20 protein-coding genes and 3 tRNA genes are annotated in these 18,072 nt (G+C 36.1%); 15 read left to right on the top strand and 8 right to left on the bottom strand.

What is annotated here, in order from left to right; all coding sequences use genetic code 11:
- Positions 1-33: 33 nt before the first annotated feature.
- From BLT95_RS14175 to BLT95_RS14160, 4 genes are all read right to left on the bottom strand, one after another.
- The gene (locus tag BLT95_RS14175; RefSeq protein ID WP_089666788.1) at positions 34-729 is read right to left on the bottom strand and encodes an SGNH/GDSL hydrolase family protein; all 696 of its coding nucleotides are present in this window, start codon (positions 727-729) and stop codon (positions 34-36) included.
- A gap of 133 nt (positions 730-862) precedes the next feature.
- Positions 863-2,971 (bottom strand): amino acid carrier protein, encoded by a 2,109-nt coding sequence (locus BLT95_RS14170; protein WP_089666787.1) that lies wholly within the window; start codon positions 2,969-2,971, stop codon positions 863-865.
- A 34-nt stretch (positions 2,972-3,005) separates the two neighbouring features.
- Positions 3,006-3,986 (bottom strand): cysteine synthase family protein, encoded by a 981-nt coding sequence (locus BLT95_RS14165; protein WP_089666786.1) that lies wholly within the window; start codon positions 3,984-3,986, stop codon positions 3,006-3,008.
- A gap of 83 nt (positions 3,987-4,069) precedes the next feature.
- Positions 4,070-5,302, bottom strand: coding sequence for an FtsX-like permease family protein (locus BLT95_RS14160; RefSeq protein WP_089666785.1), 1,233 nt, complete (start codon positions 5,300-5,302; stop codon positions 4,070-4,072).
- A gap of 6 nt (positions 5,303-5,308) precedes the next feature.
- On the opposite strand from BLT95_RS14160, the gene BLT95_RS14155 reads away from it, so the two are divergent.
- Positions 5,309-6,547 carry a DUF1343 domain-containing protein gene (locus tag BLT95_RS14155; RefSeq protein ID WP_089666784.1) on the top strand — a complete coding sequence of 413 codons (1,239 nt, stop codon included), beginning with the start codon at positions 5,309-5,311 and terminating at the stop codon, positions 6,545-6,547.
- A gap of 8 nt (positions 6,548-6,555) precedes the next feature.
- Positions 6,556-6,741: a hypothetical protein gene (locus BLT95_RS14375; RefSeq protein WP_157718072.1), complete on the top strand. Its 186-nt coding sequence runs from the start codon at positions 6,556-6,558 to the stop codon at positions 6,739-6,741.
- On the opposite strand, the gene BLT95_RS14150 is transcribed toward BLT95_RS14375, so the two are convergent.
- The gene (locus tag BLT95_RS14150; RefSeq protein ID WP_089666783.1) at positions 6,735-7,229 is read right to left on the bottom strand and encodes a YkgJ family cysteine cluster protein; all 495 of its coding nucleotides are present in this window, start codon (positions 7,227-7,229) and stop codon (positions 6,735-6,737) included. The genes BLT95_RS14375 and BLT95_RS14150 overlap by 7 nt on opposite strands.
- On the opposite strand from BLT95_RS14150, the gene BLT95_RS14145 reads away from it, so the two are divergent.
- Together BLT95_RS14145 and BLT95_RS14140 are read left to right on the top strand one after the other, a co-directional pair.
- The gene (locus BLT95_RS14145) at positions 7,229-7,933 is read left to right on the top strand and encodes a class I SAM-dependent methyltransferase (RefSeq protein ID WP_089666782.1); all 705 of its coding nucleotides are present in this window, start codon (positions 7,229-7,231) and stop codon (positions 7,931-7,933) included. The two genes, BLT95_RS14150 and BLT95_RS14145, sit on opposite strands and share 1 nt — an antisense overlap.
- 79 nt (positions 7,934-8,012) lie before the next feature.
- Complete coding sequence (locus BLT95_RS14140) at positions 8,013-8,792, top strand: hypothetical protein (protein ID WP_089666781.1); 780 nt, start codon at positions 8,013-8,015, stop codon at positions 8,790-8,792.
- 69 nt (positions 8,793-8,861) lie between these two features.
- On the opposite strand, the gene BLT95_RS14135 is transcribed toward BLT95_RS14140, so the two are convergent.
- Positions 8,862-9,815, bottom strand: a complete 954-nt coding sequence (locus BLT95_RS14135; RefSeq protein WP_089666780.1) for a hypothetical protein — start codon at positions 9,813-9,815, stop codon at positions 8,862-8,864.
- An 80-nt stretch (positions 9,816-9,895) separates the two neighbouring features.
- On the opposite strand from BLT95_RS14135, the gene BLT95_RS14130 reads away from it, so the two are divergent.
- The 3 genes from BLT95_RS14130 to BLT95_RS14120 are packed head-to-tail and all read left to right on the top strand — an operon-like array spanning position 9,896 to position 11,375.
- Positions 9,896-10,303 (top strand): S4 domain-containing protein, encoded by a 408-nt coding sequence (locus tag BLT95_RS14130; RefSeq protein ID WP_089666779.1) that lies wholly within the window; start codon positions 9,896-9,898, stop codon positions 10,301-10,303.
- Positions 10,296-10,871, top strand: a complete 576-nt coding sequence (locus BLT95_RS14125) for a methyltransferase domain-containing protein (RefSeq protein WP_089666778.1) — start codon at positions 10,296-10,298, stop codon at positions 10,869-10,871. Before BLT95_RS14130 ends, BLT95_RS14125 begins: the two co-directional genes overlap by 8 nt.
- Before the next feature lie 3 nt (positions 10,872-10,874).
- Positions 10,875-11,375 (top strand): phosphoribosyltransferase family protein, encoded by a 501-nt coding sequence (locus BLT95_RS14120; RefSeq protein WP_089666777.1) that lies wholly within the window; start codon positions 10,875-10,877, stop codon positions 11,373-11,375.
- On the opposite strand, the gene BLT95_RS14115 is transcribed toward BLT95_RS14120, so the two are convergent.
- A complete protein-coding gene (locus tag BLT95_RS14115; RefSeq protein ID WP_089666776.1) occupies positions 11,367-11,888 on the bottom strand; it encodes a shikimate kinase in 522 nt (173 codons plus the stop codon). The genes BLT95_RS14120 and BLT95_RS14115 overlap by 9 nt on opposite strands.
- 126 nt (positions 11,889-12,014) lie before the next feature.
- On the opposite strand from BLT95_RS14115, the gene BLT95_RS14110 reads away from it, so the two are divergent.
- The 8 genes from BLT95_RS14110 to BLT95_RS14075 all read left to right on the top strand — a co-directional run bounded on the left by BLT95_RS14110 (position 12,015) and on the right by BLT95_RS14075 (position 17,457).
- Positions 12,015-12,087, top strand: a tRNA-Lys gene (locus BLT95_RS14110).
- Positions 12,088-12,115: 28 nt separating this feature from the next.
- Positions 12,116-12,188, top strand: a tRNA-Lys gene (locus BLT95_RS14105).
- A 165-nt stretch (positions 12,189-12,353) separates the two neighbouring features.
- Positions 12,354-12,437, top strand: a tRNA-Leu gene (locus tag BLT95_RS14100).
- 188 nt (positions 12,438-12,625) lie between these two features.
- A complete protein-coding gene (locus BLT95_RS14095; protein WP_089666775.1) occupies positions 12,626-13,528 on the top strand; it encodes a MerR family transcriptional regulator in 903 nt (300 codons plus the stop codon).
- 8 nt (positions 13,529-13,536) lie between these two features.
- The gene (crtI, locus tag BLT95_RS14090) at positions 13,537-15,003 is read left to right on the top strand and encodes a phytoene desaturase family protein (RefSeq protein WP_089666774.1); all 1,467 of its coding nucleotides are present in this window, start codon (positions 13,537-13,539) and stop codon (positions 15,001-15,003) included.
- A gap of 1 nt (position 15,004) precedes the next feature.
- On the top strand, positions 15,005-15,844 hold the full coding sequence (locus BLT95_RS14085) for a phytoene/squalene synthase family protein (protein WP_089666940.1): 840 nt from the start codon (positions 15,005-15,007) through the stop codon (positions 15,842-15,844).
- Positions 15,845-15,854: 10 nt separating this feature from the next.
- Entirely contained in the window at positions 15,855-16,304 is a 450-nt protein-coding gene (locus tag BLT95_RS14080) for a sterol desaturase family protein (protein WP_089666773.1), read from the top strand.
- A 16-nt stretch (positions 16,305-16,320) separates the two neighbouring features.
- Positions 16,321-17,457 (top strand): lycopene cyclase family protein, encoded by a 1,137-nt coding sequence (locus BLT95_RS14075; protein ID WP_089666772.1) that lies wholly within the window; start codon positions 16,321-16,323, stop codon positions 17,455-17,457.
- 2 nt (positions 17,458-17,459) lie between these two features.
- On the opposite strand, the gene BLT95_RS14070 is transcribed toward BLT95_RS14075, so the two are convergent.
- Positions 17,460-18,020: a TlpA disulfide reductase family protein gene (locus BLT95_RS14070; protein ID WP_089666771.1), complete on the bottom strand. Its 561-nt coding sequence runs from the start codon at positions 18,018-18,020 to the stop codon at positions 17,460-17,462.
- Positions 18,021-18,072 lie beyond the last annotated feature (52 nt).

Here is an 18,072-nt window from a genome sequence, read left to right as displayed (position 1 = left end):
ATTTAAACAATTGAATATTAGGGTATAAAAAAATTATTGAGGTAATTTAGCTGCTACTTCATTTACAAATTTGTCTACCCAAAATTGATACATTAATCCACTTGGGTGCAAACCATCACTAGCTATCAAATCTGGGTTATTGACTGCATCTCGTGAAATTGGAGTGATATTGTAAAAAGGAACATCAAACTCATCTGCTATCCTTTTAAATACTTCGTTGAACCTGTCAATCTCAGCACTAATTTTTTCCTGATTTGCAGCACCAAAAGGAGTATATCCATAATCTGGGATACTTACTGCAAAAACTCCTTTTTCCATTGTTTTTGAATGATTTACTGCTTTTCGAAATATCGTTCTAAGATCTTCCTCATACTCTGTGACCGGTTTTCCCTGGTACTGATTATTAACACCTATTAAAATGGAAACAAGATCAAAATCCCGCTGAATATTAAGCTCATTCTCCATTCCTCGCAGAAGATCTTCTGTAGTCCAACCTGTTTTCGCTATGATCTTAGGGGCGGCCATTTTATAATCACGGGAGCGAAGCTGCTCGGCAAGCTTTACTGGCCAGCGATCTGTTTCTTTTACACTTTCACCAATGGTATAGGAATCTCCAAGTGCGAGGTAAGAATATTGTGGATCTTCAGGCTCTTGATTATCCTGCACATCTAATGTAGAGCTACAGGAAAATAGTATAAGGCTTAGAAATAGAAAGTAGATTTTTTTCATAATTTTCATTTAAGTCCTGAAAATAGGGTATTTGAAACTATTCTGAAATAATTAGATAGAGTTTAGCCTTTTCTTAGCATAAAAAAACTCTTCCCAGAAAAGGAAGAGTTTTTAAAATACTTTAAAATTTAATCTATGCAGCTTCCCTAAACTTTTCATTGATGAAAAGCTCTCCATTTTTAAGTCTGTGCCAGTATGCTTTCATATCTGCCCTTACTTCTGGAGACATGATATACAATCCTATAATGTTAGGAAAAGACATAGCGAGGATCATCATATCTGAGAAGCTTAAAACTGCTCCCAGACTTACAGACGACCCCACGACTACAAATATCAAAAAAAGAACTTTATAGATTATTTCAGATTTTTTGCTTTGTCCAAATAAATAGGTCCAGGATCTCATTCCATAATAAGACCAGGAAACCATGGTAGAAAAAGCAAATAAAAATACTGCCATGGCAAGTACTGCCGGAAACCAGGAGATCACACTCCCAAATGCATCAGAAGTTAATTCAACTCCTTTCATTCCGCCACCTACTTCATGCATTCCTGAAAAGATAAGAACAAGTGCCGTCATGGTACAAACTACCATCGTATCTATAAAAGGTTCTACTAAAGAAGTAAAACCATCTGCAATAGGATTTTTAGTTTTGGAAGCACTATGGGCAATAGCCGCAGAACCTACCCCTGCTTCACTCGAGAAGGCAGCTCTCTGAAGACCAATAATGAGTACTCCAATAAACCCACCTTTCATGGCACTAGCTGATAATGCCCCGTTATAAATCGCGGAAAATGCTCCCCCAATATTTTCAATATTCACCCCAATCACCACGGCACATCCAAGAATATAGATAATAGCCATTACAGGAACCACCTTTCCGGTCACACGGGCAATACTATTAATTCCTCCCAGAATCACTGCTCCAACTAGTATAGCGAAGATCACTCCGAATATAAAACCATGCCCCTGCAAAATAGGAATTTGTTCAGAAACAATCTTAAAAGCCTGGTTAGACTGGATCATATTACCACCTCCAAACGAAGCTCCAACTCCTAGTACAGCAAATAGTCCTGCAAGAAACTTACCAAGACCTTTCATGTTTCGTTTCTCTAAACCGTAGCGCAGATAATTCATTGGTCCACCGAAGATCCTACCATCTTCTTTGATCTCGCGGTATTTCACTCCCAATGTACATTCGGTAAATTTTAGCGACATGGCAAAGAAACCAGCACAAAACATCCAGAATGTAGCACCTGCTCCTCCCAAAGAGATCGCAACGGCCACACCTGCAATATTCCCAAGTCCAACGGTAGCAGATACTGCTGTAGCCATCGCCTGAAAATGCGTAATAGTTCCCGGTGCGTCCGGATCATCAAATTTTCCTTTAGCGAGTTGAATGGAGTGTTTGAATCCTCGGATATTTACAAATCCAAGCCTAAACGTAAAGAAAATACTCCCTAGAATCAGCCATATAACAATAAAGGGAATAGCATTCGTTCTTATGTCTCCATTTGGATGATGTAAAGGCTGTGGATCATCAAACTTTACCATAGCGATCATATGAGCGTTCTGCTCAATTACATCACTTTTTTTATTTGGATTGAAAATTTCGTCCCCTTCCTTAACGAGATAATTAATTGTTCCTGAAGCATCTGAATACACCTCATGTTCTTTTCCTGAATCACTTTCTACAATCGCTATTTTATCTCCTACACCAACTGATGCTCCTTCGGGAATAAGCCACTTTTTTAAATTATAAACACTATTAGTGGTAGCTTCAAAATTAGGAATTGGAATTTCTTTCCCATCAGAATAAACTATGGGATCGTAAATACCCACGGCTGCAAATGGGTCCCAGAAAAGAACACCCCCTAAAAAATCTACTGCAGGCTGTACCTTGCTATTAAAGATTTCTGTAATTGAAGTGGCAGGTACAGTAAAATTTTCCTCTACACTCTTGCCTGCAGCATCAGTTACAGTAACTGTATGCTCCATTCCCTCAATAAGACCTCTGGACTCTTTAGAATCTAGAGCTGTGGTCTGTTTACTCCATTTATATTTATAAGGAGCTTCTCCTCCCTGAACCTGTAATTTAGCAACCCCGTCATTGATCTCCCGGCTGGGATTAACCAATGTTAGAGAAACCTCTAAATCTGAGTAATTTTTTACATCATTCTGTGCATTTGCAATTAAACTTAGTGTTAAGAATAAACTGGTTAATAACCACGAATTCTTTATCATAAAAGATTAAATTTTCTTACTTAATATGTTTGTATTATTCTAGATATCCCATTTTTTTCATCCAGTCATCATTGTACATTTTACCAACATAGCGACTTCCATGATCATGAAACAGCACCACTACCACATCATCTTTAGCAAAATGTTCCTTTAACTGTAGTAATCCTTTTGCTGCTGCTCCTGCACTATTACCTAAAAAGAAACCTTCTTCTTTTGATAATTTCTGGGTATAAACCGCGGCATCTTTATCGGTTACTTTGGTAAATCCATCAATTACATCAAAATCTACATTTTTTGGCAATATATCTTCACCAATGCCTTCCGTTACGTATGGATATATTTCCTTTTCGTCAAAAACGCCCGTTTCGTGAAATTTCTTAAAAACTGAACCATAGGTATCTATTCCCCACACTTTGATATTGGGATTTTGCTCTTTTAAATATTTCCCTACTCCAGAAATAGTCCCTCCTGTACCTACACCTACTACAAAATGAGTCACCTTACCATCAGTTTGTTTCCAAATTTCAGGACCTGTAGTCTCATAATGAGCCTGGCGATTGGCAAGATTGTCATATTGATTCACATACCAGGAATTTGGAGTCTCTTCGGCTAATCTCTTCGAGGTGGAATAATAAGAACGTGGATCATCTGGCTCTACATCTGTAGGACACACAATCACTTCGCTTCCAACCGCTTTAAGAATATCCATTTTCTCCTTGCTCTGTTTATCACTTAAAACACAGATCATCTTATAACCTTTGACGATAGCCACCAATGCAAGACCCATTCCCGTATTTCCCGAGGTACCTTCAATAATGGTCCCCCCTGGTTTCAGCAATCCTTTTTTTTCAGCATCCTCGACCATTTTCACAGCCATCCTGTCTTTTACAGAATTTCCGGGGTTAAAGGTTTCATACTTTGCAAGCACAAGAGCATCAATCTCTTCAACGATCTTATTCATTTTCACCAAGGGAGTATTCCCTATAGTACCTAATATATTTTCAGCGTATTCCATTTTCAATTTTTAAAAGTGCAAATGTAAAAAATCCTGAAGCCTTAAACCAAGGATTACAGGTGCTTATATCTTGGTCGAAGAATTTATTCGAACTTTATAGCTTTTACCGGGGAAATTTTCGAAATAATTACAGATGGAATCAGCAGCATCAGCATACACAATAACAGGGTGCCTACATTAACCGCAAGAATATAATCCCAATTCAGATAAATTGGAACTTCGGTTACATAATAGGTACGAGGATCTAAAGGCACTAGCTTGAAATACTTCTGAATTGCCAGTATTCCAATTCCAATGAGATTACCCCAGAAAAGACCAAGAACGATCAGGTAACCCGCATTATATAGAAAAATCTTTCTAATACTCCAGTCAGAAGCACCGAGACCTTTTAAAATCCCGATCATTTGTGTTCTTTCCAATATTAATACTAACAATGCCGTGATCATATTAATACCAGCCACCAGGATCATAATCCCAATAATTAACGCGATATTAAAATCAAAAAGGGACAACCATTCAAAAATTGAATAATATTTCTGGCTGATGGTTTGAGTGTCCAGAAAAGATCCTGTATTCTCATAAACTTCATTGCCTTTTTGATCCAATTCATCAAAATCTTCTACAAAAACCTCAAAATTCCCAACCTGGTCGTCTTCCCATTTATTGATTCGCTGAATATGCCTTATATCGGCTAATAGATATAGCTCATCAAACTCCTGAAAGCCCGACTCATAGATTCCTGTAATTTTAAAACCTCTTGCTAATGGTCGCTCACTACCTTCCCGAAGAAAATATGTTGGCACTTTATCTCCCACTTTTAACTGAAGTCTGCTGGCGAGATATTGTGAAATTAAAATCTCATCGTTTAGATTATTAGAAAAATCTGGAAGCTCCCCATCAATTAGAAACTCATTAAAATAATCCCAGTTATAATCTTCCCCAATGCCTTTAACAATAATACCCTCAAAATCCTCTTCGGTTCTTATCACAGCAAATTTAGTGGCTACGGCCTGCACATGTTTTATACCTTCTACCGAGGTGAATTCAGGATAAAAATCCTGGTTTTTTGATACCGGAATAAGAGATACCTTTGAGCTGTTGTTATCGTAACTGGAAATATTGATATGGCCGTTAAAAGCAGCGATCTTATCCCTTATTTTTTCCTGCAGACCGAGACCGGTTGCGAAAGAAACAAGCATCATAATCACCCCAATAGCGATCGCCGTGATCGCAATTTTTATTATAGGTGCAGATATGCTACTTTTATATTTTTTAGCGCTGATTAGCCGCTTTACAACGAAATACTCGAAATTCAATATTCTATGATTAAGAGATTACTCAAAAGTACATTTTTATTCTTTCTTATTGGAACTCTTTCCTGCGGAAACACCAATAAGCAATCTGATGCTGAGTTGAAAAAAGCTTCGGAAACTAAAAAACCTCATACAGCTTCTTCAGAAATAATTCTCGCAGCTAATAGAACGGAAGCATACTTACCACTCCTCAAAAATAAACGAATAGGTTTCGTAGGAAATCAAACTTCCATTATTAAAACTGAAAAAGGAGACTATACACATCTTGTTGATTCTTTAATTAGTTTGAATGTTAAGATTCAAAAAGTATTTGCTCCTGAACATGGTTTTCGGGGTACAGCCGATGCCGGAGAAGCCATTAAGGATGGCATAGATACTAAAACCGGGCTTCCGGTAGTTTCACTCTATGGAGACAGTAAAAAGCCTTCCAAAGAATCTTTAAAAGATATTGACCTGATGATCTTTGATATTCAGGATGTAGGAGCCAGGTTTTATACCTATATCTCTTCGCTGCATTATATCATGGAAGCTTGCGCCGAGAATAATATTTCGCTATTAATTATGGACAGACCCAATCCTAATGGACACTATATTGATGGACCTATCCTGGAACCAAAGTACAGTAGTTTTGTTGGAATGCATCCCATACCGGTTGTTCACGGGATGACAATAGGGGAATATGCAAAAATGATCAATGGTGAAAAGTGGCTAAAAAATGAAGTGCAATGCGATCTTCAAATCATTGAGATGAAAAATTATGATCATTCCAAACTATACTCTTTGCCCGTAAAACCTTCTCCCAATCTTCCAAATGACAAATCGATCAATCTATACTCCAGTTTATGTTTTTTTGAAGGAACCAATGTGAATGCTGGGCGGGGCACGTCAAATCAATTCCAGGTGTTTGGATCTCCATTTTTAGATAAAGATTTTTTTAATTACTCTTATACTCCGCAACCTATGGACGGGGCTAAATACCCTAAACATTCAGGAAAAGAATGTTATGGCAAAGACCTTACAAATACCGGGCATTTATCCTCGTTAAATCTTGATTGGCTAATTGAAGCCTATCATAACACTTCAAATAAGTCTGAATTTTTCAATTCTTTTTTCACGAAGCTTGCAGGAACTGAAAGGCTTCAGAAACAAATTGAGGCTGGAAAATCTTCAGAAGAAATAAGAGCCAGCTGGCAAGATGGGTTAGATAACTTTATAAAAACAAGAAATAAATATCTGAGCTACCAATAGCACCTATAATGAAAGAAATTTTCTTCGTAGCACTTTTATTACTTATCCTGGGATTTACTATTAAAATGGGGCTACATATCTATCACAGCAATTTAAGCCTAATAGCAAAAACTATATGGATCATTTTCCTTATTTCAGCGCCATTACTTGGTGCGACTTTGTATTTCATATCAGATTACGGCAGGACTCAGTAATTTAATCTTCTTTTCATTTCTTCCACGATATTGTAAGCTGCAGGACATACTGCCGTATTCCTGATGGTGATATTTGATATTTTATGAAAATCTTTCCTGTCTGTATGCGGATATTCCCTGCAGGCCTTAGGTCTTTTATCGTATACCGAGCAATAATTATCGGCTCCTAAAAAAGGACATGGTACTTGTTGAAGCACAAAATCGTTCTCTTCATCCAGCCTTAGATAAGAATCGATAAACTCACCCGGCTTCATTCTAAAATGCTTACTAAGCCTTTCTATATCTTTTTGAGTAAATAAAGGCCCTGTAGTCTTGCAACAATTTGCACAGCTAAGACAATCTGTTCTTGAAAATTCTTCTTCATGAAGATCAATCATTAAAGAATCCAGATCTTTTGGCGGTCTTTTCTTTAACTTAGAAAAGAACTTTCTATTTTCCTTCTTCTTATCTTTGGCCTTTTCAGGTAACCTATTAAGAATCTCTTCCATTGGACAAAAATAAGGATATATTCGGCATCGCCATCAAGGCATTTTATGAGAAAAATGACAAGACAGACATTATTGTGCATTCCCCAGATTTTGATGATGATGTTATTCCAGTAGCATATCTTTTTAGAGATTTCAGAGAAATGCCTGAAATAGAACAAACTGCACTGGAAAACTGTCATGGAAAAGTTCTGGATGTTGGTTGTGGCGCCGGTAGCCACGCTCTATACCTCGAGAAAAAAAGAAATCTATTTGTAGAAGCGATAGATACTTCTACAGGCGCCATTGAAATTTGCAAAAAACGAGGTTTAAGCAATGTCTTTTGTAAAGACTTTTTTCATATCAAAAATGAAAAATTTGACACTATTTTAATGCTGATGAACGGCAGTGGTATTATTGGAAAACTTGAAAATCTTGAGCATTTCTTTAACCATTCTAAATCCCTCTTAGCCGAAAATGGTAAAATCTTAATGGATTCTTCAGATCTTATCTATTTATTTGATGATGAAATCGTAGAAACCGACCAGTATTATGGAGAATTTGAATTCAGCATAAGCTATAAAAATCAAAAGACCGATAGTTTTGAATGGCTTTACATAGATCCTGTGCTACTTGAAAAATTAGCTAACGCAAACGGTTTTAAATGTGAGATTTTGCAACGGGGTAAAAATCATGACTTTTTAGCTTCCTTATCGATTAATTCCTGACAATATTTTTTTGTACAAATCTTAGTAAAGGCCTAAACCACTATTTTTCCTATTTTTGCCATAATTCATATAAATCATAATGAATAGATTTAAAAAAGTACTCTTAATTTTCTATACTGCTGTTTTCATCATTTCCTGTAGTACAGATAATTCAAATGATCCCGGCAGCAATACTATAGACCGATCTGCGAACTTAAAAAATCTTGGGTCCTCTGCTTCAGATTTGCTTAGCGACGTCACCTTTACTTCGCTGAATATTGAAATGGTATATGTTGAAGGAAATCGCCCAACCGATGAAGCCATTAACCAATTTAGAGGTTTCCTGCAATCAAGAATTTATAAACCAGATGGCATTCAAATAAATCTAAGGGCAGCAAACTCTTCGGGAAAAGCTCCTTTTTCAGTAGATGAAATTGTAGCGATAGAAAAAGAGGAGCGCACGGCATATAATGTTGGGGACGAAATAGCCGTATGGATCTATTTTGCCGATGGAAAAAACGAAAAAGATACCAACGAAAAATTTGTATTGGGTTCAGCTTACAGAAACACTTCCATGGTGATTTATGAAAGAACCATTAGAGAATTTGCCAATAGAACCGGTGCTCCAGACAGAGCCACGATTGAAGCTGCAACACTTAATCACGAATTCGGACATTTATTTGGACTTGTAAACCTGGGAACTACACCCGTTTCAAATCATGAAGACCCTGAAAATGATGGTCACTGTGTAATAGAAGGTTGTTTAATGCGTGCTTCTATTGAATTTGGAAGCGGGGTAATTAACGTAATAGACGGTGGTGGTGTCCCTAATTTAGATGATGCCTGTATTGAAGATTTACAATCTGTAGGTGGAAGATAAAATTTCATATCAATAAAAAAGGCTCGCTATTCCGCGAGCCTTTTTTATTTCCTATATTCTTAAAAATATCTATTGAAAAACATCAGGATCTAAATAATCTGGTGTTCCATCATTATTAGAATCCGTAAAAGAAATACTTCCATCTTCGTTTATGGTGATTTCATCCCTGGTTAAAGTTCCATCTCCATCATCATCAGCATCTGAATGATTTGGCAATCCATCATCATCAGAATCGTCACTAAAAATATCATCATCACCATCCAGATCTTCCAGGTACGAAGGAATCCCATCCCCATCATGATCTGCTTCATTCACCCTGAACATATTGATCTTAAAAATAAGTGGTGCATATTCTGGAATTGCGATAGAAGGCGGACTGTTGAAGTAAGCAAGACCTGATGGTATAAAAACTGCTCCTATCCCGTAATCGTCGTTCCATTTGATCGTATTATCAGCATTCACCTCAAAACCACTGGCGCCTCCAAATTCCTGCAGACCTTCATTGAATCCCGTAATAGTTCCACCTGTTGGCACAAAAGAACCCGTTGAATTTCTAACAAGGTAAGCCACCAGGTTAAACCAAACCGGAGTTTTCAAATTCCCATCAAACACATCATTTGTTAGCAATTGCCCCTGGTATGTTACATAGGTAGAGTCTGTAAATTTAGGTTTCGCACCAACACCCTCTCTTACTTTTAAGATATAAATCTGCTGGTCTACGCCTTCATTATTAACCGTTTTGGTAACTAATTTATCAGAATCTATTATAGGAGTTTTATCAGCATTTTCCCCTGAAATAGTATCGAAACGCACAACATTATCAAAACCCTCAGATGAATTCTCAAATTCCTCATAATTATAAAAATGAGTAGAAAGATATTCGATCAGGGCCTGATCGTCTTCAATTGCCTGCTCTCCTCTATCTCTTGGAGGAACAGTTTCCGCAGTATTGTCATCATCATTATCACATGAAAAAACAAGAAAAGCCGTAAGGCCAATCAGTAAAAGTTTGTTTATTCTCATCAGAATTCTATTTTGGAGCCGCAAGATACAATAATCTTGTATTTTTGTTCAATATTGAACGGTGATTTAGAGGTCAAATTATGAGAGTTGATAAGTTTTTGTGGTGTGTAAGATATTTTAAGACTAGAAATATTGCTACCAACGCTTGCAAACAAGGTAAAGTGAGGCTTGAGGATGAGATTTTAAAACCTTCTAAAGATATTTTCCCAGGAGATAAATTAAGAGTTAGAAAGAACCAGATCAATTATGAACTGGAAATCCTGGACCTACCAAAAAGTCGTGTAGGTGCAAAACTGGTTAATCTTTATGTTCATGATATTACTCCTAAGGAAGCTTTTGAAAAATTAGACCTGCTTAAGTATTCAAAAGATTATTATAGAAAGAAAGGTACAGGGCGACCCACTAAAAAAGATAGAAGGGACATTGATGACTGGTTTGAAAATGCGGGAGATGATGTAACCGATAAATCAGAGAAAAAGGATGAATAAAGATTTTTGGTCATCAAAATACCAGAAAGATCAAACGGGTTGGGATATTGGACATATTTCTACCCCTTTAAAAGAATATATTGATCAGCTTAAAAATAAGAACCTTAAAATTCTCATCCCCGGGGCTGGGAATTCTTACGAGGCTGAATATCTTTTTAAAAATGGTTTTGAGAATATCTGGATCTGTGATATTGCCGAAGAGCCTATAAAAAATTTAAAAGCTAGGTTTAGAGATTTCCCAGATGCTCAAATTCTGCATGAAGACTTTTTTAAATTACAGGGTCGATTTGATCTTATTTTAGAACAAACGTTTTTTTGTGCCTTACCCGTAAGTAAGAGACCCGATTATGCTAAAAAATCCCATGACCTGCTTCAAGCTAATGGAAAAATTTCAGGCCTGCTTTTCAACTTTAAACTTACATCAAACGGACCTCCTTTTGGTGGTAATAAAGAAGAATATTTGACGTATTTTAGTCCGTATTTTAAAATCAATATTTTTGAGCCCTGTTACAACTCTATCAAACCAAGGCAGGGAAATGAGTTGTTTTTTAATTTCAACAAAAAGTAAGTAATGGAGAATCATCACCTAATTCTAAATCAGGAACAGATTAAACATAAGATTCGCAGGATCGCCTATCAGGTTTATGAAAGTAATATTGAAGAGGAAGAAATCATCATCGCCGGTATTGCAAAAAATGGATTTATATTGGCCGAAAAGCTGGAAAAAGAATTAAAAAATATCTCCCAACTTAAAGTCTCCCTTTGTAAAGTTCAAATAGACAAAAAGAATCCACTGGGTGAAATAAAAACCTCCTTACCCGCTAAAGATTATCAGAATAAATCGATCATTCTTGTAGATGATGTTTTAAACTCTGGTACCACTCTTATATATGGAGTAAGACATTTTCTGGAAGTTCCCTTAAAGCAGTTTAAAACAGCGGTACTCGTAGATAGGAATCACAAAAAATATCCGGTAAAAGCAGATTTTAAAGGAATATCGCTATCTACGTCGTTAAGCGAAACAGTAAAAGTGATCTTTGAAAAGAATAAAGAAAAAGTAGAGCTATCCTAGTTTCTCCTGAATCTTACTAATAATTTCATCTGCAGATTTATCATTGCAATCTATCACATAATCACTCTGGTTGTAATAGAAACCTCTCTCAAAAAGATGCTTTCTTATAAATTCTTCTAACTGTTCCTCGTTATCAAGGTGACTAATCACAGGTCTGTGAGCTTTTTCAGCCTCCAATCTCTCCGTAAGTGTTTGTATGTCCAATTTTAAATAAAAGGAGGCAACATCCGCATTAGTTTTTATAAGCTCCATATTATTTCCATAACATGGGGTACCTCCTCCCAGGGAAACTATTGCCGCTTCATCCAGCTGGATCATTTCCTCCAGTACCTGGCGCTCTAATTTCCTAAAAAAGATCTCACCCTTATTTTTGAAAATTTCAGAAATAGTAGAATTTTCTCTTTTTTCGATTTCTTCATCAAAATCTATAAATTTTTGATAAATTCTCTCTGCTAATCGCTTTCCAATATGAGATTTTCCGGAACCCATATATCCCAATAGAAATATTTTCATTATCTAATCTGCTTAAAATGAGATAAAGGCAAAACTAAGATAAAATTATACCAATTTAGGCTTGAAAAATAAATTAATGAATGTATATTTGCACCCGCATTCGCAAAACGACGGATGCTTTTTATTGATCTGGTAGCTCAGTTGGTAGAGCATCTCCCTTTTAAGGAGAGGGTCCTGGGTTCGAGCCCCAGCCAGATCACTTATTACGTTCTAAATTATATTTTCAAGATCTGGTAGCTCAGTTGGTAGAGCATCTCCCTTTTAAGGAGAGGGTCCTGGGTTCGAGCCCCAGCCAGATCACTCTTTTTGGTCTGAATTTTAAGGGCACGAATTTTACCTAAACTGAAGAGCCTTGCGTTGAGCGCAGTCTAAGCGAAGGAAGCCCCAGCCAGATCAGTGCTTTTCCGGCATACTTTTTCGGAAATTTTATTGTACCAGCCATATGGATCATACCCCATAATATTTACCCGGGTGCTGGAATTGGTAGACAGGCATGGTTGAGGGCCATGTGTCCATTAGGGCGTGCGGGTTCAAGTCCCGCTCCGGGTACTACTTTTCTATTTATATTTCAACTTTTTTTTCTTCAATAAATCAATATCTAAAGAGTTCTTGAGATTTTTCTCGAACTCCAGAATATTTTGTTTAATTAATTCACCCTAAAATTAAACAATTTAACATTTCACTATACAGAATACGCTATTTAATTGTTTAGTTTTGTTTAATGTCTATTATAAAATATGGAACACATTAAACAGAATTTCAGTATTAAGGATCTCGAGCATCTAAGTGGAGTAAAAGCTCATACTATTAGAATTTGGGAAAAAAGGTATGACATCTTAGATCCTGAGCGTACCGATACTAATATTAGAACCTATAATGGCAAGAATTTGCAAAAGCTATTGAATATAGCTTTTCTAAACAGCCATGGATATAAGATTTCCAGAATATCCAGAATGGATGAGAGTGAAATAAAAAATCTGGTTAATCGAATTTCTGCATCATCCAGTGAAGAGAACAGAGCTAAAAATTCTTTTAAGCTTGCGATGATGAACTTTGATGACCGCCTTTTTCAAAGAACCTATAACCAACTACGAGAAAACAGGAATTTCAGGGAGATTTTTAACGATGTGTTTTTACCACTTCTAGATGAAATTGGCCTGCTATGGCAAACAGATACTATTAAGCCTATACATGAACATTATATCGTAGAGCTTATAAAACAAAAAATTTATTTGAACATTGCAGAGATAAAATCTGAAACGCTCAATAAGGAGGATGATAAATTATATGTTCTATTTCTCCCCTATAATGAAATTCACGATGTGGGGATTCTCTACCTGAATTACGAGATCTTAAACTCCGGAAAAAATGCGATCTACCTGGGACCTAGTTTGCCATTAGAGAATATAGATTATCTAATGGAAATCCATAAGAACTTAATCTTCGTAAGTTACCTTACAATATCACCCGTAAATACCAATATTCATGATTTTATAAGTAGCTTTCAGGATAAAATATGCCAGGAGAAAATGCATGAATTCTATTTATTTGGACAAAGAACCAGGGAAATTGATTCTTCCAAATTACCGGGTAATATAAAAGTTCAGAAATCTATTTCTTCTTTTACTAACACGCTATAACCTACTAAATGCCTCAAAAAATTAATATTATAGGATCTGGATTTTCATCTCTTGCAGCATCCTGTTACTTAGCAAAAGCAGGATACAAGGTAGAAGTATTTGAAAAAAACAGTAGTCTTGGAGGAAGGGCCAGGCAACTAAAAAAAGACGGATTCACTTTTGATATTGGCCCCACATGGTATTGGATGCCCGATGTTTTTGAACGCTTTTTTTCTGATTTCAATAAAAAACCTTCAGACTATTATAAACTTGAAAAATTAGATCCTGCCTATCAGGTATATTTCGAGAAAAATGACTCTATCACTATTCCCGGATCCCTTCAAGGAATTTACGACAGTTTTGAAAAGGAAGAAACAGGAAGTTCAAACAACCTGAAAAGGTTTATTTCAAAAGCCAAAGATAATTATGAAATAGCCATAAAAGATCTGGTATACCGTCCCGGTGTTTCACCTATAGAGTTAATCACTCCTGAAACCGCTAAAAGATTAGGTAGATTTTTCACCAATATTAGCAGTGACGTTAGAAAAGAATTTTCTAATACAAAACTCCGACAGATCTTAGAGTTTCCTGTTTTATTTTTGGGTGCAAAAGCGAGCGATACGCCGGCTTTTTACAGTTTTATGAATTATGCCGATTTTGGGCTGGGCACATGGCACCCGGTTGGAGGGATGTATAAGGTCATTGAAGGAATTAAAGAACTTGCCGAATCCCTTGGGGTTAAATTTCACTTAAATTCCCCCGTTGAAAAAATTATTACTGAAAATAATAAGGCCAAAGGTATTCTTGTGAATGGAAAAGAGTTTCATGCAGATATTGTTCTATCGGGTGCAGATTATCATCATTCAGAACAATTACTGCCCCAAAAACTACGACAGTATTCTGAATCTTATTGGAATAAAAAAACATTCGCACCGTCTTCTTTGCTCTTTTATGTAGGTTTTGACAAGAAAATAAAAAATGTTTCTCATCATACGCTTTTCTTTGATTCAAATTTTGAAGCGCATGCAAAAGACATTTATGATGATCCAAAATGGCCTGAAGACCCGTTGTTTTATGCCAGTTTTCCGTCTATTACTGATAACACCTGTGCTCCAGAAGGAAAAGAGGCGGGTATATTTTTAATCCCACTTGCTCCAGATCTTGAAGACACCCAGGAGTTGAGAGAACACTATTTTAATTTGATCCTGGATCGTTTTGAAAGACTTACTGATCAAAAATTGAAAACAAATATTATATTTAAAGAATCCTTCTGTGTGAAAGATTTTAAAAAAGCCTATAACTCCTATAAAGGTAATGCTTATGGGATGGCCAATACACTTTTTCAGACGGCATTTTTAAGACCAAAATTGAGGAGTAAAAAAGTTGATCAACTTTACTTTACGGGACAATTAAGCGTTCCCGGTCCGGGGGTACCACCTTCCCTAATTTCAGGAAAACTGGCAGCCGGATTGATAGAAAAATATGAAAGAAATTAATATGAAAGCCCTTTTCGATAATGTTTCCAGAGAGTGCAGTAAGACCGTTACCAATTCTTACAGCACATCCTTTTCTTTGGCTACTAAAATGCTAGCGCCTTCCATTAGGCAGGATATCTATAATATTTATGGTTTTGTACGGCTGGCAGATGAAATAGTAGATTCATTTCATGATTATGATAAAGAACAGCTCTTTGCTGATTTTGAATCAGATCTTCACAAAGCAATAGATTCAAAAATATCATTAAATCCAATTCTAAATTCTTTCCAGGAAACTGTACACAAATATTCCATCCAGAAAGAATTATACTCCTCTTTTATGGATAGTATGCGCTTAGACTTACATAAATCTGAATATCTAAGCATGGAAGAATATAAACAATATATATATGGAAGTGCAGATGTAGTTGGACTTATGTGTCTTAAGGTATTTGTGCACGGAGACGAGAAAAGATATAAGGAACTAAAAGAATCTGCCATGAGCCTTGGTTCCGCTTTTCAGAAAGTAAATTTTTTAAGGGATCTCAAGGCAGATTATGAAGACCTTAGCAGAAGTTATTTCCCCAATGTAGATCTGTCTCAGCTAAATGAACTTAATAAAGAACAGATCATTAAAGAAATTGAGGAAGATTTTCATAAAGGCTTAAAAGGTATTGCACATTTACCTGTAGAAGCTAAATTTGGAGTTTACACGGCTTATATTTATTATAGAAAATTATTACAAAAATTAAAAAGGATTCCATCGCTTGAAATAAGAAAACGGCGGGTAAGAGTCCCTAATTATCAGAAAGCCGGATTGCTTGCAAAATCTTATATTTCATATAGATTGAATCTCATTTAAAAGAAAGAAGATGAATGTAATATTATGGATAGTGGTTTTTCTAGGCACCTTCATGATGATGGAGGGTATGGCCTGGTTTACTCACAAATATGTGATGCATGGGTTTCTATGGAAATTGCATCAAGATCACCATAAAAAAGACCATAGCAGCTGGTGGGAGCGAAACGATCTTTTCTTTGTTTTCTATGCTCTTGTTAGCATTGGTTGTTTCTTATTATGGCGATATGACGATGTTTGGATAGGTTTACCCATTGGACTTGGTATCCTGGCCTACGGAATTACTTACTTTACCGTTCACGATATCTTTATACACCAGCGTTTTAAAATATTTCGAAACGCTAATAATAAATACGCAAAAGGCATTAGAAGAGCACATAAAATGCATCACAAGCATTTAGGCAAAGATGACGGAGAATGCTTCGGAATGCTTTTCGTACCTTTTAAATACTTCAGAAAATAATAAATTCTTTAAATAAATGATAACGCCAGATTATTACTACGTCATTGTTGGTGGTGGCCTGGCGGGACTTCAACTGGCATTACGCCTACATCAGGATGTTTTCTTCAAAGGGAAGAAGATTGCTATTATAGAACCCTCCAAAAAGTCTGCAAATGATAAAACCTGGTGCTTCTGGGAAAAAGGACGTGGAAACTGGGATCACCTTATAGCTAAAAAATGGAATAAAGGTAAATTTATATCATCAGAACTTTCCAGGGATCTGGCTCTGGAACCATATTCGTATAAGATGATAAATTCGCTGGACTTCTATGACTATGCGAAAGAAGAATTGGAGAATTCAGAAGATATTTTCTTTATTAAAGACAGGATCACCAAAATAGATCAGGTTACCAGAAATGCTATTGGTGAAAAAAATAATTACACCGCCACCCATTTTTTTGATAGCCGCCTGGATTCAGACTTCAAAAATGATGAGAAATCGTCTTTAATATATCAGCATTTTAAAGGCATCAAAATCAAGACTGAGAAAGCACATTTTGATCCTGAGATCTTTACTATGATGGATTACAGAGTAAAGCATAAGGAAGATACCTGTTTTACCTACATTCTGCCCACATCAAAAAATGAAGTGCTTGTAGAATTCACCTTTTTCACTCCTTCGCTTTGCAAGGAATCTGTTTATGATCAAAAACTTGAAGAATACATTCATTCTATATTGAAGATCGATCATTTTGAAATCATAGAAACTGAGAAAGGTATCATCCCCATGACCGATTATCCCTTCCATAAATCCAATACAAGATATCTTACCAAGATAGGCACTGCAGGTGGCTGGGTAAAAGCATCTTCGGGTTATTCATTTAAAAATACTGAAGTAAAGGTTGAGAAGTTAATTGAAAATATAAAAAGCGGGCTACACCCTTCTGCAAACCTGATGAATAAAAAATTTCAGAAATATGATGCTATTTTCTTAGATGTTTTGCAATCTCAAAATAACCTTGGTGAATCTCTTTTCACAAAATTCTATACAAAAAACAGCATTCAGGAAATTTTTAGCTTTCTGGATGAAGAGACAAGCTTTTCAGAAGACCTGAAGATTATGCTTTCGCTTTACCACCCTCAATTCATAAGATCATTCTTTAAAAAGATCTAATTTTATTCTGAAAGGAGTTTATCCAGCGTTTTTCTGAAACTTTCACTATTCCAGTCGGCAGAGCCAACTTTATCCACAACTATACTTCCATCCTTTGCAATCACATAAGTAGTAGGAAGCGTTTTTCCATTCATAGGTTCCGGAGCTTTGGTTAGCATTTTATAGGAAGGCAACGTAAAACGTTTTCGTTTCATATAATTTTCAGTGGTCTCATGCTGCTCTCCTGAAACAAAAATAAAAGTAACCTTTTCTCCATAAGCTTCATATAACTCCTGAAAGCTTGGCATTTCAGCGATACAGGGCGGACACCAGGTTGCCCAGAAATTCACTACAATGACTTTATCCTCAAATTCAGAAAACTCAATACGCTTCCCTCTTTTGTCTTCCAGAATCCAGTTATAATCGGCAATTTTCTCTCTATCATCTTCATCGTTTATTGAAGGTGCAAAGGAGATTAATTTATTTACGAAAATTTGAATTGGTTTTCTGGTTTGTGGAATCACCATCGCCAGGATAATCACGATAATGATAATATTAGACCACTGATTTTTAAATAATTTCATAGGAAAAGGGCAACAAAATTTTCGCAAAGTTACCACATAAAAAAACTCCCTG

The organism is Gramella sp. MAR_2010_147 (assembly GCF_900105135.1).
In the GTDB taxonomy this organism is placed as follows: domain Bacteria; phylum Bacteroidota; class Bacteroidia; order Flavobacteriales; family Flavobacteriaceae; genus Christiangramia.
This window is presented reverse-complemented; position numbering and strand designations above follow the sequence as displayed.

Excerpts from the sequence above, each read along its gene's own strand:
- BLT95_RS14095 (WP_089666775.1), top strand. The coding sequence starts at position 12,626 with ATGGAACACATTAAACAGAATTTCAGTATTAAGGATCTCGAGCATCTA.
- BLT95_RS14155 (WP_089666784.1), top strand. The coding sequence starts at position 5,309 with ATGATTAAGAGATTACTCAAAAGTACATTTTTATTCTTTCTTATTGGA.
- BLT95_RS14375 (WP_157718072.1), top strand. The coding sequence starts at position 6,556 with ATGAAAGAAATTTTCTTCGTAGCACTTTTATTACTTATCCTGGGATTT.
- BLT95_RS14165 (WP_089666786.1), bottom strand. The coding sequence starts at position 3,986 with ATGGAATACGCTGAAAATATATTAGGTACTATAGGGAATACTCCCTTG.
- BLT95_RS14150 (WP_089666783.1), bottom strand. The coding sequence starts at position 7,229 with ATGGAAGAGATTCTTAATAGGTTACCTGAAAAGGCCAAAGATAAGAAG.
- BLT95_RS14120 (WP_089666777.1), top strand. The coding sequence starts at position 10,875 with ATGGAGAATCATCACCTAATTCTAAATCAGGAACAGATTAAACATAAG.
- BLT95_RS14135 (WP_089666780.1), bottom strand. The coding sequence starts at position 9,815 with ATGAGAATAAACAAACTTTTACTGATTGGCCTTACGGCTTTTCTTGTT.
- BLT95_RS14170 (WP_089666787.1), bottom strand. The coding sequence starts at position 2,971 with ATGATAAAGAATTCGTGGTTATTAACCAGTTTATTCTTAACACTAAGT.
- BLT95_RS14085 (WP_089666940.1), top strand. The coding sequence starts at position 15,005 with ATGAAAGCCCTTTTCGATAATGTTTCCAGAGAGTGCAGTAAGACCGTT.
- BLT95_RS14125 (WP_089666778.1), top strand. The coding sequence starts at position 10,296 with ATGAATAAAGATTTTTGGTCATCAAAATACCAGAAAGATCAAACGGGT.
- BLT95_RS14140 (WP_089666781.1), top strand. The coding sequence starts at position 8,013 with ATGAATAGATTTAAAAAAGTACTCTTAATTTTCTATACTGCTGTTTTC.
- BLT95_RS14075 (WP_089666772.1), top strand. The coding sequence starts at position 16,321 with ATGATAACGCCAGATTATTACTACGTCATTGTTGGTGGTGGCCTGGCG.
- BLT95_RS14080 (WP_089666773.1), top strand. The coding sequence starts at position 15,855 with ATGAATGTAATATTATGGATAGTGGTTTTTCTAGGCACCTTCATGATG.
- BLT95_RS14130 (WP_089666779.1), top strand. The coding sequence starts at position 9,896 with ATGAGAGTTGATAAGTTTTTGTGGTGTGTAAGATATTTTAAGACTAGA.
- BLT95_RS14175 (WP_089666788.1), bottom strand. The coding sequence starts at position 729 with ATGAAAAAAATCTACTTTCTATTTCTAAGCCTTATACTATTTTCCTGT.
- crtI (WP_089666774.1), top strand. The coding sequence starts at position 13,537 with ATGCCTCAAAAAATTAATATTATAGGATCTGGATTTTCATCTCTTGCA.
- BLT95_RS14115 (WP_089666776.1), bottom strand. The coding sequence starts at position 11,888 with ATGAAAATATTTCTATTGGGATATATGGGTTCCGGAAAATCTCATATT.
- BLT95_RS14070 (WP_089666771.1), bottom strand. The coding sequence starts at position 18,020 with ATGAAATTATTTAAAAATCAGTGGTCTAATATTATCATTATCGTGATT.